Annotated in this window: 16 protein-coding genes and 2 tRNA genes; 14 read left to right on the forward strand and 4 right to left on the reverse strand. The window is 29.9% G+C overall.

Annotated elements, in window-relative coordinates; all coding sequences use genetic code 11:
* Positions 1-2: 2 nt before the first annotated feature.
* Together DT059_RS06015 and DT059_RS06020 are read left to right on the forward strand one after the other, a co-directional pair.
* Positions 3-737, forward strand: coding sequence for an amino acid ABC transporter ATP-binding protein (locus DT059_RS06015; protein ID WP_145597597.1), 735 nt, complete (start codon positions 3-5; stop codon positions 735-737).
* A 190-nt stretch (positions 738-927) separates the two neighbouring features.
* Positions 928-1,299 (forward strand): helix-turn-helix domain-containing protein, encoded by a 372-nt coding sequence (locus DT059_RS06020; protein ID WP_075504160.1) that lies wholly within the window; start codon positions 928-930, stop codon positions 1,297-1,299.
* Between the two features lie 66 nt (positions 1,300-1,365).
* Here the strand turns inward: DT059_RS06020 and DT059_RS06025 are convergent.
* Both DT059_RS06025 and DT059_RS06030 read right to left on the reverse strand, forming a co-directional pair.
* Positions 1,366-1,441: transfer RNA gene (locus DT059_RS06025), tRNA-Asn, on the reverse strand.
* Positions 1,442-1,491: 50 nt separating this feature from the next.
* A tRNA-Cys gene (locus DT059_RS06030) sits at positions 1,492-1,565 on the reverse strand.
* A 124-nt stretch (positions 1,566-1,689) separates the two neighbouring features.
* Here DT059_RS06030 and DT059_RS06035 point away from each other — a divergent pair.
* From DT059_RS06035 to DT059_RS06045, 3 genes are read left to right on the forward strand one after another with little or no spacing between them, the layout of a single operon-like run.
* Complete coding sequence (locus tag DT059_RS06035) at positions 1,690-4,317, forward strand: valine--tRNA ligase (RefSeq protein ID WP_145597598.1); 2,628 nt, start codon at positions 1,690-1,692, stop codon at positions 4,315-4,317.
* Complete coding sequence (gene ilvD / locus DT059_RS06040) at positions 4,317-6,035, forward strand: dihydroxy-acid dehydratase (protein WP_145597600.1); 1,719 nt, start codon at positions 4,317-4,319, stop codon at positions 6,033-6,035. Before DT059_RS06035 ends, ilvD begins: the two co-directional genes overlap by 1 nt.
* Positions 6,035-7,240 carry a sugar phosphate nucleotidyltransferase gene (locus DT059_RS06045; protein WP_145597601.1) on the forward strand — a complete coding sequence of 402 codons (1,206 nt, stop codon included), beginning with the start codon at positions 6,035-6,037 and terminating at the stop codon, positions 7,238-7,240. The genes ilvD and DT059_RS06045 overlap by 1 nt, the downstream gene beginning before the upstream one ends.
* A gap of 174 nt (positions 7,241-7,414) precedes the next feature.
* On the opposite strand, the gene DT059_RS06050 is transcribed toward DT059_RS06045, so the two are convergent.
* Both DT059_RS06050 and DT059_RS06055 read right to left on the reverse strand, forming a co-directional pair.
* Positions 7,415-7,624, reverse strand: a complete 210-nt coding sequence (locus DT059_RS06050; RefSeq protein WP_145597603.1) for a hypothetical protein — start codon at positions 7,622-7,624, stop codon at positions 7,415-7,417.
* Positions 7,625-7,713: 89 nt separating this feature from the next.
* A complete protein-coding gene (locus DT059_RS06055) occupies positions 7,714-8,598 on the reverse strand; it encodes a diacylglycerol/lipid kinase family protein (RefSeq protein WP_145597605.1) in 885 nt (294 codons plus the stop codon).
* A 99-nt stretch (positions 8,599-8,697) separates the two neighbouring features.
* Between DT059_RS06055 and DT059_RS06060 the strand changes: the two genes are divergently transcribed.
* The 9 genes from DT059_RS06060 to phoU all read left to right on the forward strand — a co-directional run bounded on the left by DT059_RS06060 (position 8,698) and on the right by phoU (position 17,742).
* Positions 8,698-9,504, forward strand: coding sequence for a UDP-2,3-diacylglucosamine diphosphatase (locus DT059_RS06060; RefSeq protein WP_145597606.1), 807 nt, complete (start codon positions 8,698-8,700; stop codon positions 9,502-9,504).
* A 3-nt stretch (positions 9,505-9,507) separates the two neighbouring features.
* Positions 9,508-10,515 (forward strand): glycosyltransferase family 4 protein, encoded by a 1,008-nt coding sequence (locus DT059_RS06065; RefSeq protein WP_145597608.1) that lies wholly within the window; start codon positions 9,508-9,510, stop codon positions 10,513-10,515.
* Positions 10,516-10,556: 41 nt separating this feature from the next.
* Entirely contained in the window at positions 10,557-11,705 is a 1,149-nt protein-coding gene (locus tag DT059_RS06070; RefSeq protein WP_145597609.1) for an ATP-binding protein, read from the forward strand.
* Between the two features lie 94 nt (positions 11,706-11,799).
* Entirely contained in the window at positions 11,800-12,408 is a 609-nt protein-coding gene (locus DT059_RS06075) for a hypothetical protein (protein WP_168189266.1), read from the forward strand.
* Between the two features lie 105 nt (positions 12,409-12,513).
* The gene (locus DT059_RS06080; protein WP_145597613.1) at positions 12,514-13,545 is read left to right on the forward strand and encodes a substrate-binding domain-containing protein; all 1,032 of its coding nucleotides are present in this window, start codon (positions 12,514-12,516) and stop codon (positions 13,543-13,545) included.
* A gap of 86 nt (positions 13,546-13,631) precedes the next feature.
* Complete coding sequence (gene pstC / locus DT059_RS06085; RefSeq protein WP_145597614.1) at positions 13,632-15,017, forward strand: phosphate ABC transporter permease subunit PstC; 1,386 nt, start codon at positions 13,632-13,634, stop codon at positions 15,015-15,017.
* Complete coding sequence (gene pstA / locus DT059_RS06090) at positions 15,010-16,278, forward strand: phosphate ABC transporter permease PstA (protein WP_145597616.1); 1,269 nt, start codon at positions 15,010-15,012, stop codon at positions 16,276-16,278. The genes pstC and pstA overlap by 8 nt, the downstream gene beginning before the upstream one ends.
* A gap of 1 nt (position 16,279) precedes the next feature.
* A complete protein-coding gene (pstB, locus tag DT059_RS06095) occupies positions 16,280-17,035 on the forward strand; it encodes a phosphate ABC transporter ATP-binding protein PstB (protein ID WP_145597618.1) in 756 nt (251 codons plus the stop codon).
* Positions 17,035-17,742 carry a phosphate signaling complex protein PhoU gene (phoU, locus tag DT059_RS06100; RefSeq protein WP_145597620.1) on the forward strand — a complete coding sequence of 236 codons (708 nt, stop codon included), beginning with the start codon at positions 17,035-17,037 and terminating at the stop codon, positions 17,740-17,742. Before pstB ends, phoU begins: the two co-directional genes overlap by 1 nt.

Here is a 17,742-nt window from a genome sequence, read left to right on the forward strand (position 1 = left end):
CTATGTCTGACAGTATTATTCAAATAAGAAATGTAAATAAATGGTTTGGGGATTTTCAAGTTTTAAAAGATATTAATTTAGAAGTTAAACCAAAAGAGAAAATTGTTGTTTGTGGTCCATCAGGTTCAGGTAAATCAACATTAATCAGATGTATAAATAGATTAGAAGAGCATCAGCAAGGAGATATTATTGTAGATGGAAATACTCTAACAGAAGATACCAAAAATATTGAACAAATCAGAGCAGAAGTTGGAATGGTATTTCAACAGTTTAATTTGTTTCCTCATTTATCGATTGTAGATAATTGTACACTTGCACCAATTTGGGTAAAAAAAATGCCAAAAAAAGAAGCTGAAGAATTAGCTTTAAAGCATTTAGAAAGAGTTCAAATTCTTGATCAAGCACAAAAATTTCCAGGTCAATTATCAGGTGGTCAACAACAAAGGGTTGCTATAGCTAGAGCTCTTTGTATGGAGCCAAAAATTATGTTGTTTGATGAACCTACATCAGCTCTTGATCCAGAAATGATTAAAGAAGTTTTAGACGTAATGGTAAATCTAGCAAATCAAGGTATGACAATGATAGTTGTTACTCATGAGATGGGATTTGCTAAGGAAGTTGCCGATAAAATGATCTTTATGGACGAAGGAATGATAGTAGAAAAAGCTGATACAAAAGAGTTTTTTGCCAATCCAAAGAGCGATAGAACTAAGCTGTTTTTAAGTCAGATACTGTAAAAAATATATAATTTTAAAGCAATAAATTTACATTAAATCAATCTAAATATGTTCATTTTGCATTCAACTAATGCTTGACAGTATTTTAATTATTTTAAATTTCTTACAAAAAAAAATAAATTTTTCTATTGCAGTAACTTTAATAAATAGGTTCAATAGTAATTATATAATTTAATTAAGAGGGGTCTTAATGGAAGATAATTTCAATAAACACTTAGGTAACAAGCTTAAGTTAAGAAGATTAGCTTTAGGTTTAACACAGACTAAAGTAGCAAAAGCAATCAATGTAACATTTCAACAAATTCAAAAATACGAAAAAGGAACAAACGGTGTAAGTTCGATAAGATTACTTCAACTTGCAAATTATTTAAAAGTACCGATTAATTATTTCTTTGAAGATTTTTCAGAATATTTAGTGAATTTAGAAAAATCACAAGAAGGTCACATGAATGTTAATTATAATTTTTTAGTAAAATTATATTCAGAGCTAAATGCTGATCAAAAATTAAAATTTAATAAATCTTTACAAATTTCAGGATCAGGAATTTCAAAAGCAGTTTAATTAAATTTTTAATTAAGACCCTAGTTTTTTATTTAAGAGATATTCTTTTGTATAATTTTGATTTTTTGGCTCCTCGGGCAGGACTCGAACCTGCGACCAATTGATTAACAGTCAACTGCTCTACCAACTGAGCTACCGAGGAATGTAAAAAAGCCAACTTACTTTTTTTTGTAATTAAAACAAGATTTTTTTTGGAGGCAACGCCCGGAATCGAACCGGGATACAAGGATTTGCAATCCTCTGCGTAACCATTCCGCCACGTTGCCATCTTATTTTTAGCTAATAGCTACAGATGCCTTTTTATATTAAATTTTTTCTATTAGTCTATTAAATAACGATCCAAATTGATTATTGTTAATTTAGATTATTAAATTATAAACTTTAACATCAATGAGTAGCGATAAATATATACATTCTGATGTAGAAAATAGAATTTATTCTTATTGGGAAAAAAATGGTCTTTTTAAACCTAAAGAAAATTCAAAAAAATTCTCAATTGTAATTCCACCACCAAATGTGACTGGTAGTTTGCATATGGGACATGCGCTTAACAATTCTATTCAAGATTTATTAGTTCGTTATCATAGGATGAATAATTTTGAAACTTTATGGCAACCAGGTACAGACCATGCAGGTATTGCTACACAAGCATTAGTAGAGAAAAAATTGACCTCTGAAAAAATTGATAAAAATGAAATTGGTAGAGAAAAATTCATCGAAAAAGTTTGGGAATGGAAAGAGCAATATGGAGACATAATAATTAACCAATTAAAAAAACTTGGTTGCTCTTGTGATTGGTCAAGAAATGCCTTCACCATGGATGAGAATTTATCTAAATCAGTAATTAAGGTTTTTGTAGACCTTTATAATAAAGGTCTAATCTATAAAGATAAGAAATTAGTTAACTGGGATACAGTTTTAAAAACAGCTATTTCAGACCTAGAAGTAGATCAAAGAGAGGTAAATTCTAAAATTTATTACATCAGATATCCAATAGATGGGACTGAAGAATTTATTACAATTGCAACAACAAGACCCGAAACAATGCTTGGTGATACAGCTATAGCAGTAAATCCAAGAGATGAACGATTTAAATCCTTTGTTGGAAAAACAGTTACCATTCCAATTGTTGGAAGAAAAATAAAAATCATTGAAGATGATTACGCAGATCCTGAGCAAGGAACAGGAGCATTAAAAATAACTCCTGCACATGATTTTAATGACTATGATGTTGGTCAAAGAAACAATCTTGAAATAATTAATATTTTTACAGAAGCAGGTAAAATAAATGAAAACGCTCCTCAACATTTTATAGGTCTTGATAGATTTGAAGCTAGAAAAAGAATTTTAAAAGAACTTAAAGAAAAAGAATTTTTTGTAAAAGAAGAAAATATTAAAAACAAAGTTCCTTATGGAGATAGATCTAATTCAATAATTGAACCTTTCTTAACAGAACAATGGTTTGCTGATGCTGGTAAATTATCTGTTAAAGCTAAGGAAGTAGTTAATTCAAAGAAAACAAATTTCTTTCCTGAGAATTGGTCAAAAACTTATTTCCAATGGATGAATAATATTGAACCATGGTGTATTTCAAGACAGCTTTGGTGGGGCCATCAAATACCTGCTTGGTATGGTCCTGATGAAAAAATTTTTGTTGCTGAAAATGAAGATGATGCAAAACAACAAGCTAAAAAACATTATGGTAAAGATGTTGAATTAAATCGTGATCCAGATGTTTTAGATACTTGGTTCTCATCTGGCTTATGGCCTTTTGCAACACTTGGTTGGCCGGATGATAATAAATATGTCGATAAATTTTACCCAACGTCAGTATTGGTTACAGGTTTTGACATTATATTTTTCTGGGTAGCTAGAATGATTATGTTTGGTACTGAGTTTTTAAATAAAGAACCATTTAAAGATATTTACGTTCATGCATTGGTTAGAGATGAGAAGGGACAAAAGATGTCTAAGTCTAAAGGTAATGTAATTGATCCTTTAGATTTAATTGAAAAATATAGTGCAGATGCACTTAGATTTACTTTGTTATCTATGGCCTCACCAGGTACAGACGTTAAGCTCTCTGAGGATAGGGTTAAAGGTTATAGAAATTTTTTAAATAAATTATGGAATGCAAATAATTTTTTAATCACTAATGAATGTGATTTTAAAGATATAGATAAAGTTCCTAGTTTGAATGTAAATATTAACAAATGGATTTATTCAGAACTTGTTGAAACTAAAAATAAGATAGAAAAAAACCTTGAGGATTACAGATTTGATGAAGCAGCTAAAAACGCTTATCAATTTGCATGGCATTCGTATTGTGATTGGTATTTAGAACTATCTAAAACAATACTATTTTCAGAAGATGAAAAAGCTAAAGCAGAGGTTAAAAAAGTATCATCTTTTGTATTTAAACAAATTTTGATTTTGCTACATCCTTTTATTCCGTTTGTTACTGAAGAAATTTGGCTCAAAAACAAATTTGATAATGATGGTAGCGATTATTTAATGCTTAAAAACTGGTTATCTGGTGAAATAAACAAGGATAGTAGCACCGAACAAGTTGAAAATATCATCAACATTATTTCAGAGATTAGATCATTTAAAAACGAGTTAAATGTAAGTCCAGGCTCATTTATTGATGTATCAATAAGCAATATTAATAAAAATCAAAAAGACTTTATTAATACAAATGAAATTATTCTAAAAAAACTAGGAAGAATAAATAGTATATTAGATAAGGATTTAGATAAACCAGCTGCGACAATGGTTGTTTCTGGTGATTTGTTTAAGATTTATTTTGATAAAGACGTTGATTTAAAATTAATAAAAGAAAATTTAACAAATAAACAAAGTAGATTAGAGCAAGAGATGAATAAAATATCTCAAAGATTAGAGAATAAAAGTTTTGTAGACCGTGCTCCAAAAGAGATTGTTGAACAAGAAAAAAATAATTATAATAATTTAAAGAATGATATTGAGAAAATATCAGTAACAATAAAGGGTATATAATGGCTAAATTCAATAAAAAGAAACTTCCAAGTAGACATACATCATTAGGGGCAGATAGAGCTCCACATAGATCGTTTTATTATGCTATGGGAGAAACTGAGAAAGATGTAGCAAAACCCTTTGTTGGCGTCGTTTCCACATGGAATGAGGCAGCTCCTTGTAATATTGCCCTAATGAGACAAGCTCAGTCAGTTAAAAAAGGAGTTAGAGCTAATGGTGGAACTCCAAGAGAATTTTGTACAATCACTGTAACAGATGGTATCGCAATGGGTCATGAAGGAATGAAATCTTCATTGATATCTAGAGAAGTAATCGCTGACTCAGCTGAACTTACAGTAAGAGGTCATTGTTATGATGCATTAGTAGGTATTGCTGGATGTGATAAATCCTTACCAGGTCTAATGATGTCTATGGTTAGGTTAAATGTACCAAGTGTATTTATATATGGTGGATCAATTCTTCCAGGTAGATACAAAGGAAAAGACGTAACAGTGGTAGATGTATTTGAAGCAGTTGGAAAACATTCATCTGGTCAAATGTCAGCTGCAGAACTTAGAAAATTAGAATTAGTTGCTTGTCCAAGTTCAGGTGCTTGTGGTGGACAATTTACTGCAAACACAATGGCATGTGTATCTGAAGCTATAGGACTAGCTTTACCTTATTCAGCCGGAACACCAGCTCCATATGAAGAAAGAGATAAATACGCAAAAGCTAGTGGTAAAATGGTTATGAACCTTTTGAAAAAAGGAATTAAACCAAGAGACATTGTAACTAAAAAAGCTTTAGAAAATGCTGCAACAGTTGTTGCTGCAACTGGTGGTTCTACAAATGCAGGATTACATTTACCAGCAATTGCAAATGAAGCAGGAATTAAATTTGATTTAATGGATGTAGCTAAAATATTTAAAAGAACACCTTATCTTGCAGATTTAAAACCTGGTGGAAAATATGTTGCAAAAGATATGTGGTTAGCAGGCGGTGTTCCAATGTTATTAAAAACTTTATATGAAGGTGGATACATTCATGGTGATTGCATGACGGTTACAGGAAAAACTATGAAAGAAAATTTAAAAGGAATTAAATTTAATCCAAAACAAAAAGTAATGAGATCTTATAAAAATCCATTATCACCAACAGGAGGGGTTGTTGGATTAAAAGGAAATTTAGCACCTGAAGGTGCAATCGTTAAAGTTGCCGGACTTAAAAAATTACAATTTACTGGAAAAGCAAGATGCTTTGATAATGAAGAAAGTGCAATGAAAGCTGTTCAAAGCAGAAAGTATAATGATGGTGATGTAATTATAATAAGATACGAAGGACCCGTTGGAGGTCCTGGTATGAGAGAAATGTTATCTACAACAGGTGCAATCTACGGACAGGGAAAAGGTGAGAAAGTTGCCCTTATTACTGATGGTAGGTTCTCTGGGGCTACAAGAGGCTTTTGTGTGGGTCACGTGGGCCCTGAGGCCGCTCTAGGGGGTCCTATAGGCCTTTTACGTACAGGAGACATCATTGATATCGATGCCAAAAAAGGAACAATCAATGTAAGGCTTTCTAAAAAAGAAATGGCTGCAAGAAAAAGAAAATGGAAAGCTAGAAAATCAGATTTTGGATCTGGTACTTTATGGAAATACGCACAAACAGTTGGACCTGCGTATTTAGGCGCGCCAACACATCCAGGTAAGAAAAAAGAAGTTAAGGATTATTCAGAGATTTAATGAAAATTCGTCCAGTTATTTTATGTGGAGGCGCTGGAACTCGACTTTGGCTAAATTCTAAAAATCATCAAGCAAAACAATTTATTGATTTTGGTAATTGGACTTTACTTGGAAAAACACTTGAGAGGACAAAAGTATCAATTTACGACTCTCCAATTATTAGCACAAATAAGAAATACTTAAGCAAAGTAAAACAGCATTTAAGAAAAAACAAAATAAGCAAATATAAAATAGTTGTAGAGCCAGCAAAAAGAAACACAGCACCAGCTATATTAAGTACTGCTTTAATTAAAGATATTCCAGACAATCAACCTTTAATGTTTTTTACAGCGGATCATTTGATTGAAAAAATGAGTATTTTTAATAAGGCGATAAATAAAAATAAATCAAATCTAAATGAAGAAAATATATTTGTTTTTGGAATTAAACCTAAATCTCCAACTAGTGATTATGGTTATTTTTTAACTAAAAAAATTAAAGGTAATATCAATAAAGTAACTAGATTTATTGAAAAACCAAAAGAAGCTAAAGCAAAACAAATTATAAAGAAAAAAGGTTATTGGAATTCAGGAATGTTTTATCTTCGAAAAGATTCCATTATTAATAACTTTAAAAAATATCAGCCTAAAACTTATAGAAATTGTTTAAATGCAGTTAATAAAGCAAAATATAAAGCTAATACTTATTACTTAAATAAAGCTTCATTTATAAAAGCGACCGCTAAATCTTTTGATTATGCAATTTTAGAAAAAACCAAACAAATTAACGCTATCAAATTAGACATTCCTTGGTCAGATCTTGGTAGTTGGAAAGAAATTTTGAAGATGTATGACAAAAATAAAAACAAATATATTAAGAAAAAAAATGTGTATTACCGTCCATGGGGTAGATACACGAATTTATTTGAAGGAAAAGAGTTTTTAATTAAAGAGTTATATGTAAAACCAAAAGGCATTCTAAGTTTACAAAAACACCATCATCGAGCTGAACATTGGTTAGTTACACAAGGTAATGCCAAAATAACACTTAATAAGGATATTATAATTAAGAAACCAGGTGAACATATATTCATTCCATTAGAAGCAATCCATAGAGTTCAAAATCCAGGAAAAAAACCTGTTAAAATTGTTGAAGCTCAAGTTGGCTCAATCTTGAAGGAAAGTGATATTGTTAGATATCAAGATGTTTATGGAAGAGTTCGTTAAATTAACTGAATTGTAATATTAGATAAATATTTTTGTAATTAAACTTATCTAAAGATTGCTTACAAAATTTATAGTTAAATAATAAATTATTCTTCTCGTATTCACTTTAAATTTTGTTAGTTAACAACTTTCTCTCTTTTCATAATTGAGAAGAGAGAAAGACGAATTTAGATATTAATTATTTACAGATGCTGAGCTTTCATTAGCTTGTTTCTTAGCTATTTTTTTTGCTCTTTTTTCAGCAGTTTTTTTTTCTAAACTTGCAATTTTTATATTAATTTTAGATAATTTTTTTTCTTTTAAACTTATCTTATTTTTAAGTTTATCTATTGATTTGATAAATTTCTTTTTTCTTTTTTCATTTTTCTTTAGCTTTTTACCCATAACAACCTCCAATAGTAAATTTAAAAACAATTATATTTAAATTAAATATTTTAGTAAAATAATTTTTTGTTAAATTATGTAATTTAAAATTATAGTAAAAAATTTACTTTTTTATCTGAAAATTCAATATCAATCTGTTTATGACATCCAAAATTGTCCCCATCAATCTGAACGGGAATTTCAAAATTATTACCATCAATATGAATATTTTTTGAGTAAGTAGTGATAACAGATTTGTTTTTTGATAGATCTCCATAAATAATAATTAAAATTATATAATATATTAGTTTTAATCTTGTTAAATCTTTGAACACGTAAGTTACCAATCTATCATCAAAAATATCTGATTTATTTATCTTATGATGACCAGCATAATACTTTGTATTAGATGACAATATCCAATCAGCCTGATGTTTTTGACCGTCAAAGAAAACATTAAGTTTATTATTATTCATAAATAAAAAATGTTGAAATCCTTTTAAACCAAAAATTATCTTTCCTAGTATTTTTTTTATACGCGTATCAATAGAGTGAACAATTTTAGCATCCCAACCAATACCAGCCATTAAAAAAAAATAATTTTCATTTATTTTTATAAGATTAGATTGTTTATAATTATTTGATGTTAAAACACTGCAAACATCATTTACTTTTTTGGTTATTGATAACTCTGCTTGAAGTAAATTGGCAGTCCCAGCCGGTATATACCCAATTGCAAAATTTTCATTAAAATCAAAGTCATTTTTGATTAATTCATTGATAGCAAATGATACTGATCCATCACCACCAGCAACTATCAATCTATCATAATTTTTATTTTTAAATTCAAGGAATATTTTTTTTGCCTCTTGTTCAGATTTAGTTTTGAAAAAATCAACAGTATTATTGATCTTTAATTTTTCATAAATTTTATTTACTAATTTTACTTTTTTCCCTGATGATGAATTGAGATTATAAATTAAACAATAATGCATAATTTTTTCGTAATTAAATTTTAATAAATCCTTAACATTTCAATGAAATAAGAAATAGATGATTCGAGTTACAGTTGTGTTACAAAAAAGGTTTTTTTAATGGCCCCACTATTAAAATATAAGAGTATATTCATATCTGATGTACATCTTGGTACTAAAGGTTGTCAAGCAGGCAAGCTTCTAGAATTTTTCAAAAATTCAAGATCTGAAAATCTTTATTTGGTTGGAGACATAATCGATGTTTGGGCTATGCAAAAGAGTTTCTATTGGCCTCAAGAGCACAATGATGTCATTCAAAAAATATTAAGAAAAGCAAGGCACGGGACAAAAGTATTTTACATTATTGGTAATCATGACGAGGTGTTTAGAAAATTTATCCCAATGCATTTGGGTGATATTAAAATTGTAAATAGAGTTATTCATGAAACACAGTTAGGAAAAAAATATCTAGTTGTTCATGGTGATGCTTGGGACGGAGTAATGAAACATGCAAAATGGCTATCTAAATTAGGAGCTATTGCATATGAATTATTACTTAAAATTAATATTATTATAAATTTCTTTAGAAAGTTGAGAGGTAAAGACTATTGGTCTTTGGCAAAATTTTTAAAATATAAGGTAAAAAATGCTGTCAAATATATAGGTGAATATGAAAACACACTTTCAAAATATGCAAAAAGAAAAAAATTTGATGGAATAATTTGTGGTCACATCCATCACGCTGAAAATTTAAATCTTGATGGTGTGAATTATTTAAATTGTGGTGATTGGGTTGAGTCTTGCACAGCCTTAACAGAAAAATACGATGGAACTTTTGAGATAATTTATTGGGATAAAAAAAGAAAAGAATATATTTCAGAAAATATTGATAAAGACAAGTTCACTTCTTTCAAAAAAGCATCCTAAAAAATGAAAATATTAATAGTTACTGATGCTTATTACCCGCAAGTTAATGGTGTAGTAAGAACTCTCCATCAAACAGGTGAAATACTTAAATCACAAGGTCACACTATTGAATATATTACACCTCAACAATTTCTGACTGTACCTATGCCCAAATATAATGAAATTAGATTATCTTTAAATGTTTGGCCTCGTGTAAGTAATTTAATCAATTCAATTAAACCTGATGCAATACACATTGCAACAGAAGGGCCTCTTGGTTTTATGGCAAGAAGACATTGTATTAAAAAAGGTTTAAAGTTTACAACAAGTTTTCATACAAGATTTGATAAATATATGAAACTTTATATGCCTATCATTCCAGCTAAATGGTCAGAAAAATTTTTATGCAATTTTCATAATAAAGCTGAAAGAATTTTAGTGACAACAGAATCCATGCGTGAAGAGTTAATTGCATTAGGTGTTGATAACAATAAAATGGTTACATGGACCAGGGGAGGTAATCATGGCGCGTTTAAAAACCCCATTAAGAGAGACTTACCTTACAAAAGACCTATATGGATATATGTTGGTAGGATTGCAGTTGAAAAAAATATTAAAGCATTTTTAGATCTCGATCTTGAAGGTACTAAAGTTATTATTGGAAAAGGTCCAGATCTAAACAATTTGAAAAAAAAATTTCCAAACGATATTTTTTTAGGTGAAAAGACTAATGGAGAATTAGCATCTCATTTTGCATCATCAGACGTTTTTGTTTTCCCTAGTAAAACTGATACGTTTGGTATTGTTGTTTTGGAATCATTAAATTGTGGTACACCAGTTGCAGCTTATCCAGTGCCAGGGCCTAAAGATATATTAGGTGGAACTAATATTGATACTTTAGATGATGATTTGAAGGCTTCTGCATTAAAAGCTTTGAAGGTAAGTCGCCAAGATTGTCTTGATTTTGCAAAAAAATATTCATGGGAAGAAACAGCAAAAATATTTTTTGAAAATATTTCACCTAATAATTAATAATTAAAGACAATATTCATTACATTTGTTAAAACATATCCATGTTTTGGACAGAGCTGATACTCATAGTTATAATAATTATTTTATTATATTTTTTATTTAAAAAAAATATTAAGCCAGAAAATACAGCTCCAGTTGTAAATAAGACCAATAAAGATGATTTAGGAAAGAGAGTAATTATTGAAGAATTAGAAGATCAATTTTTTGCTTTAGATAAATATAACTTAATCAAATATCTTAACAAAAGTGCAAAACAACGTTTTGGCGAAAACTTAATTGATAAAAATATTTCAAGTGTAATAAGAGATACAAAATTATTAGAAACAATTGATGAAGCTATTAAGGATCAAACCACAAAAAATGTTAATGTAGAAATCAATTTACCATCTTATCAGCTTTACAAAATTTACGTTATTCCTGGTCCTACTCATTTGTTTCCAGAAATAGATTCTGTTGTATTGTTTCTAAAAGATTTTACAGAAATAACAAAAGCACAAAAATTAAAAACTGATTTTGTTGCCAATGTGAGTCATGAGTTAAGAACACCTTTAGTTTCAATTAAAGGCTCTTTAGAGACTATTCTTGGACCAGCTTCAAACGACCAAGAGGCTCAAAAAAAATTTATGTCTATCATGTCTGATCAAGTATTGAGAATGGAAAACTTAATCAATGATTTATTGATTTTAAGTAGAATTGAGCTTGAAGAGCATATTAAACCAAATAAAATCATTAATCTAAATGATATTTTTAAAAATATTAAAAGTAACTTTGAATTAATTCTTAAAAAAAGGAAAATTAATTTACATATTGAGCTTATGGAACCAACTTTAGTTTTTGGTGATAATGATAAATTGTTAACTGTATTTTCAAATTTAATTGATAATTCAATTAAATATTCTCAAGATGGAAAAAATATATATGTCAAAAGTCAAAATAGTGAAGGTAAATTAATTGGTAAAAATATTGTCATTAGCATTAAAGATGAAGGGATTGGAATACCTCAACATTTAATTTCAAGAATAACTGAAAGATTTTTTAGAGTAGATACAGAAAAAAGTAAAAAAGTTGGTGGTACAGGTTTAGGTTTAGCTATTATGAAACACATTATATCTCAACACAGAGGTGATTACGAGATTCTTAGTAAACTTAATGAAGGTACTCAAATTAAAATATATCTTCCAACAAAATAATTAATTTAAAAAGTTGTTTAAAATTAACTCTTATTCAATCAATATTTAACAAATCTTTTGTTGATTCGTATCCTATTTTAATTAAATTTTTAATATGATTAAGATATTACATAGTATTTTAATTATCTTATTTGTTTTTATGTCGATGATTACTAAAAGTATATCATCAGATATATCTACAATTCTAAGGAACCAACAATTAACTGTATTCGATATTGGTGTTTTTAGATTACAAGAAGATTTAAAAAGCACTTATCCTGAAATTAAAAAACACAAAGATGTCCCATATGAAGATATTTACATGGATGTTGTTACTTCATATCGAAACAATTCAGTAGATTTAATTATTTCAATTCCTGTAAACGAAAATTTAAAAAAAGAAAACTACATGTCAGATTCATTTAGATGTCGAAATATATTTAACTCTGTCAGAGATCATTTGTTAAGAAATGAAAATATGAGTAATTATAGATTTACTATGGCAACAAGTTATTTAACATCTATTTTTTCAACTCCAAGTAGTTGGCCCAGATGGCGTTACGATCAAAGTGTTCTTGAGGAATTAGTTAATCTTGTGAAATTGGAAGTTATTTTAAGACCTACAACAGAACTTGCTTTTAAGGATAATGTTAATCCTGTTTCATGCAAAGGTGGTTTGGAAACCGAAAATAACGAGATTATTATCTCAATGAAATACAACTAAAAAGTTACCTTTTTAACAAAACTGTAACAATTCTGTAATATTAAAGATTCAATTAATTTATACGAGTCTGAAATCTTTTAATTAACAATGAAAGGATTAAAGATAATGAAAAAACTAACTATAATAATTGCTTCGCTTGTTGCTTTAACAATTGCAACAGTTGCCCAAGCAAGAGATCAAATTAAAATAGTTGGTTCATCTACAGTATTCCCTTACGCGACTGTTGTTGCTGAAAGATTCGGTGGTTCAGGATTTAAAACTCCTGTAATCGAGTCGACTGGTACTGGTGGAGGAGCTAAACTATTCTGTGCTGGTGTTGGTGAGCAACATCCAGATATTACAAATGCATCAAGAGCTATGAAAGATTCAGAAAAAGCTCTATGTAAAAAAAATGGAGTTAATGAAATAGTAGAAATCGTTGTTGGTAACGATGGTATTACATTAGCTTATAGTAAAGATGCAAAACCAGTAAACTTTACTAAAGAGCAATTATATTTAGCATTAGCTGCACATACAGTTGTTGATGGTAAATTAGTTCCAAATATCTATAAAACTTGGGATCAAATTGACCCAAGTCTACCTAAGCAGAAGATTTCTGTAATGATCCCTCCAGGAACTTCTGGAACAAGAGATGCTTGGAATTCTTTAGTAATGAAAAAAGGTATGACTAAAGAAGCTAAGGCTCTTTATAAAGCTGGTTATGAGGCTGGAAATAAAAAATACAAAAAACCTGAAAAACTTTACAGAGAAGATGGTGCTGCTATTGAAGTTGGTGAGAACGATAGTTTAATCATCCAAAAATTAGTTGCTGATAAAGATATGTTTGGTTTCTTTGGTTTTAGTTATTTCTTAGCTGCTAAAGATAAATTGCAAGCTGCTAGCATTGATGGCGGTCAACCATCTCTAGAAAGTATTCAAGACTATAGTTATGCAGTTGCAAGACCATTATTTTTCTATGTGAAAAAAGCTCACGTTGGTGTGATCCCTGGATTACATGAATTTGTAAAAGAATTCACTACAACTAAAGCTATAGGTAAAAACGGCTATTTGGCTGACATTGGTTTAGTACCATTAGATAAGAAGTTGTATAAGACAACTAGAACTAATGCAAAAGACCTTGTGGCAATGGCTGACTAATAAGATTGGTTAATAAGTAAAAATTAAGGGGTCTTTTTAGACCCCTTTTTTTTAAGAAGGTGTAAAGTAAAACATTAGGAGATTCTTTGAACTTAGTCATATTCACTTTTATAGTCCTTCTTGGTTTTACTAGTTACTATTTTGGAAGAAAAAAAGCCTATTCAATTCAAGCAACAAATACCAGATTAACAGCACTTCCAAAATTTTATGGATATTATTTAGCAATATGGTGCGCAATACCCGCTTTTATTATTTATTCTTTATGGGCAATATTTGAGCCGAGTATAGTTAAGTTAATAATTTTAAGTGATTATAGCAATCAGGGATATCTTGATGATGAACTAAATCTAATTTATGAAAAAACTAAATCATTATCTCGTGGCCAGTTTAGTGGAGAAATTACTCCTTATCTTGAAACATCTGCAGAAAAATATTTAAATCTTCGATCTATAGCCCAAAACTCTAAAGTTGTTTTAATTTTGGCAATAATTATAGCTTCTATAGTTTATGGTTATAAAAGAATTTCTTCAAACAATAGAACAAGAGAACCGGTTGAAAAATTTTTAAATGCTGTTTTATTTACAGCTTCTTTGGCAGCTATATTAACAACTATTGGAATTGTTTTTTCATTAATATTTCAAACTATCGATTTTTTTAAAGTAATTCCCTTGTTTGATTTTATTTTTGGAACTCATTGGTATCCAGCTAAAGCATTTGTGAGAGATGCTTCTGAGCCTTTGGATCCATCAATGTATTCTGACACATTTGGGGCTGTACCAATTTTTGCTGGAACATTTTTTATAGCATTAATTGCAATGTGTGTTGCTATACCAATTGGATTGATGAGTGGAATTTATTTAGCTGAATACGCTTCAACTAAAGTAAGACAATATGCAAAACCTTTAATTGAAATTTTAGCAGGCATACCAACTGTAGTTTATGGTTTTTTTGCAGCTTTGACAGTAGGACCATTCCTTAAAGATATAGGAACGGCGATGGGATTAGAAGTATCTGCAGAGAGTGCTCTAGCTGCAGGGGGTGTAATGGGGATAATGATTATTCCGTTTATATCTAGTTTGAGTGATGACGTTATTACTAGTGTTCCTCAAGGTTTAAGAGATGGTAGTTATGCAATGGGGGCTACTAAATCAGAAACAATAAAAAAAGTTATTTTTCCAGCAGCATTACCAGGAATTGTTGGTTCTATCTTGTTAGGTGTTTCTAGAGCTGTTGGAGAAACAATGATTGTAGTTATGGCTTCAGGCCTTGCAGCCAACTTAACATTTAACCCTTTAGAATCTACTTCAACTATAACTGCTCAAATTGTCGTAATATTAATTGGAGATCAGGCCTTTGGAGATCCTAAAACCCAGGCAGCATTTGCACTAGGTATGACATTGTTTTTGGTTACACTTAGTTTAAATATTTTCGCTTTAAGAGTTGTTAAAAAATATAGGGAAAAATATGAATAAAAATAAAGAAAAACTCCTAAATTCTAGATATAGGGCAGAAAAAAGATTTCAATTTTACGGGAAAAGCGCAATTTTTTTAGCTCTTTTGTTTTTAACAATTTTTATTTTTAAAATCTTTTCTACGGGCTATACAGCGTTTCAGAAAACTTGGTTAATTGTACCAGTCACCTTTGATGCTGAAACCATGTACCTTGAAGAAAATCCTTCTAAAGAAGACTTAGAGGATGCAGATTATTTTGATCTAGCTTTACAAACAATGTTTAATTTAGATAAAAGTGCCTCAGAAAAACAACAAAATGATCTGAAGCGAATGGTCTCTTACTTTTTTGAAAGAGAGATTAAAAGGGAGCTTTTAAATGACCCTTCATTAATTGGAAAAACTAAAGATGTTTATTTAACTGCTTCAGATGATTTAGATCAAGTATTCAAAGGCAATTATCCAAGGGATTTACCTGAAGATCAAAGAAGAGTTACAGATTATCAATTAAAGATTTTTGATCAACTTGTGGAACAGGGAAGAGTTGAAAGTAAATTCAATTTAAGTTTTTTTACATATCCTGATTCAAGAGAAGCTGAATTAGCTGGTATAGCAAGCTCATTTATGGGATCGATTTTTTCTATTTTAGTTTGTTTAGTTATTGCATTTCCTGTTGCAGTGCTAGCAGCTATTTATTTAGAGGAATTCGCACCAAAAAATAGATTTACTGATTTTATTGAGGTAAATATAAATAACTTAGCAGCAGTCCCATCAATTGTTTTTGGTCTTTTGGGACTAGGTATTTTGCTGGCTGTATTTCAGTTACCTAGATCAACGCCTTTAGTTGGTGGAATAACTTTATCGTTGATGACATTGCCAACAATTATTATTGCCTGTAGAGCATCTTTAAAAGCAGTTCCTCCAAGTATAAGAGAGGCTGCACTTGCAATGGGCGCTAGTAAAATGCAAACTACAATGCATCATACAGTGCCATTGTCTATGCCAGGGACTTTATCTGGTACAATTATTGGCTTGGCTCAAGCTTTAGGTGAAACCGCTCCTTTGATATTGATTGGTATGGTAGCTTTTGTAAATACAATTCCAGGATCACCTTTAGATCCAGCTGCAAGTTTGCCGGTACAAATTTATATATGGGCAGAGAGTGCTGAAAGAGGTTTTGTCGAGAAAGTTTCTGCTTGTATTATGGTCCTATTGGGATTTTTAATTATAATGAATTTGTTTGCACAAATAATTAGACATAAATTTGAAAAAAAATGGAGTTAAGATGATAAAGATAAATTCAAAAAATGTAGATGTTTTCTATGGAAAAAAACAAGCTCTATTCAATATAAACTTGGATATTGAAGAAAATCAAGTTACTGCACTAATTGGTCCTTCAGGTTGTGGTAAATCTACTTATTTAAGATGTCTAAATCGTATGAATGACGTGATTGATATATGTAGAGTAAAAGGGCAGATTATAATCAATGATTTTGATATCAATGACAAGAGTTGCGATGTAGTTAGATTAAGAGAAAAAATTGGGATGGTTTTTCAAAAACCAAATCCTTTTCCTAAAACTATTTATGAAAATATTTCATATGGTCCAACAATTCATGGCATGGCTCAATCAAAAAATGAAATGGATGAAATAGTTGAAACCAGCTTAAAAAAGGCAGCATTATGGGAAGAGGTTAAAGATAGACTTCATGAACCAGGTACTGGTTTGTCTGGTGGACAACAACAAAGATTATGCATAGCAAGGGCTATTTCAGTTAAACCTGAAGTTATTCTTATGGACGAGCCTTGTTCTGCTTTAGATCCTATTGCTACAGCTCAAATAGAAGAACTAATTGATGAGTTAAAAAAAGACCATACTATTATAATAGTCACTCATTCAATGGCTCAAGCAGCAAGAGTATCCCAAAACACAGGCTTTTTTCATCTGGGAGAATTGATAGAACATGGTTCTACTGATAAAATATTTAAGAATCCTGAAAATAAAAGAACTCAGGATTATATTACAGGGAGGTTTGGATAATGGTTGAAGCACCACACACGGTTAAGTCTTACGAGGAAGAACTTAAAAATTTAAATAGTAATATAATTAAAATGGGTGGTTTTTGCGAGGAGTCATTAGGCAAGGCTATTCAAGCCATTACCACAAGAAATAGTGATAATGCGGAAGCTGTTATAAAAGATGACGAAAAAATAGATAAGTTTGAAACTTTAATAGAGCAACAGGTGGTAAATCTAATTGCTTTAAGACAACCAATGGCAATAGATTTAAGAGAAACTGTAACCGCATTGAAAATTTCATCTGATTTAGAACGAATAGGTGATTTGGCAAAGAATATTTCAAAAAGAACATTATTATTAAATGAAAATTTACCAAAAAATTTGACCGAAGCTTTGGTAAGAGTTTCTTCTAATGTTCAAAAACAACTCAAATCTATTTTGGATGCATATTTAGATAGGTCATCTGCTATGGCTATAAATGTCTGGGAAGGTGATGAACAAATAGATGATTTAACAAATTTATGCATGCAAGAAGTAATAAAATATTTGAAGGAAGACGAAAAAAATCTAGATGATGGTACTCATTTATTATTTGTTACTAAAAATATTGAACGTATCGGTGATCACACAACAAACATTGCAGAGCAGGTATATTATTTAGTTACAGGAGAGTATTTAGAAGGAGATCGTCCAAAAGGAACAGAGCCAATAGTAACAGGAGAAAAGTAA

Origin of the sequence: Candidatus Pelagibacter sp. FZCC0015, assembly GCF_007833635.1 — a bacterium.
GTDB lineage: Bacteria > Pseudomonadota > Alphaproteobacteria > Pelagibacterales > Pelagibacteraceae > Pelagibacter.

Excerpts from the sequence above, each read along its gene's own strand:
- DT059_RS06045 (WP_145597601.1), top strand. The coding sequence starts at position 6,035 with ATGAAAATTCGTCCAGTTATTTTATGTGGAGGCGCTGGAACTCGACTT.
- DT059_RS06080 (WP_145597613.1), top strand. The coding sequence starts at position 12,514 with ATGAAAAAACTAACTATAATAATTGCTTCGCTTGTTGCTTTAACAATT.
- pstA (WP_145597616.1), top strand. The coding sequence starts at position 15,010 with ATGAATAAAAATAAAGAAAAACTCCTAAATTCTAGATATAGGGCAGAA.
- DT059_RS06075 (WP_168189266.1), top strand. The coding sequence starts at position 11,800 with ATGATTAAGATATTACATAGTATTTTAATTATCTTATTTGTTTTTATG.
- DT059_RS06035 (WP_145597598.1), top strand. The coding sequence starts at position 1,690 with ATGAGTAGCGATAAATATATACATTCTGATGTAGAAAATAGAATTTAT.
- DT059_RS06060 (WP_145597606.1), top strand. The coding sequence starts at position 8,698 with ATGGCCCCACTATTAAAATATAAGAGTATATTCATATCTGATGTACAT.
- ilvD (WP_145597600.1), top strand. The coding sequence starts at position 4,317 with ATGGCTAAATTCAATAAAAAGAAACTTCCAAGTAGACATACATCATTA.
- DT059_RS06065 (WP_145597608.1), top strand. The coding sequence starts at position 9,508 with ATGAAAATATTAATAGTTACTGATGCTTATTACCCGCAAGTTAATGGT.
- DT059_RS06070 (WP_145597609.1), top strand. The coding sequence starts at position 10,557 with ATGTTTTGGACAGAGCTGATACTCATAGTTATAATAATTATTTTATTA.
- DT059_RS06055 (WP_145597605.1), bottom strand. The coding sequence starts at position 8,598 with ATGCATTATTGTTTAATTTATAATCTCAATTCATCATCAGGGAAAAAA.
- DT059_RS06050 (WP_145597603.1), bottom strand. The coding sequence starts at position 7,624 with ATGGGTAAAAAGCTAAAGAAAAATGAAAAAAGAAAAAAGAAATTTATC.
- pstB (WP_145597618.1), top strand. The coding sequence starts at position 16,280 with ATGATAAAGATAAATTCAAAAAATGTAGATGTTTTCTATGGAAAAAAA.
- DT059_RS06020 (WP_075504160.1), top strand. The coding sequence starts at position 928 with ATGGAAGATAATTTCAATAAACACTTAGGTAACAAGCTTAAGTTAAGA.
- DT059_RS06015 (WP_145597597.1), top strand. The coding sequence starts at position 3 with ATGTCTGACAGTATTATTCAAATAAGAAATGTAAATAAATGGTTTGGG.
- phoU (WP_145597620.1), top strand. The coding sequence starts at position 17,035 with ATGGTTGAAGCACCACACACGGTTAAGTCTTACGAGGAAGAACTTAAA.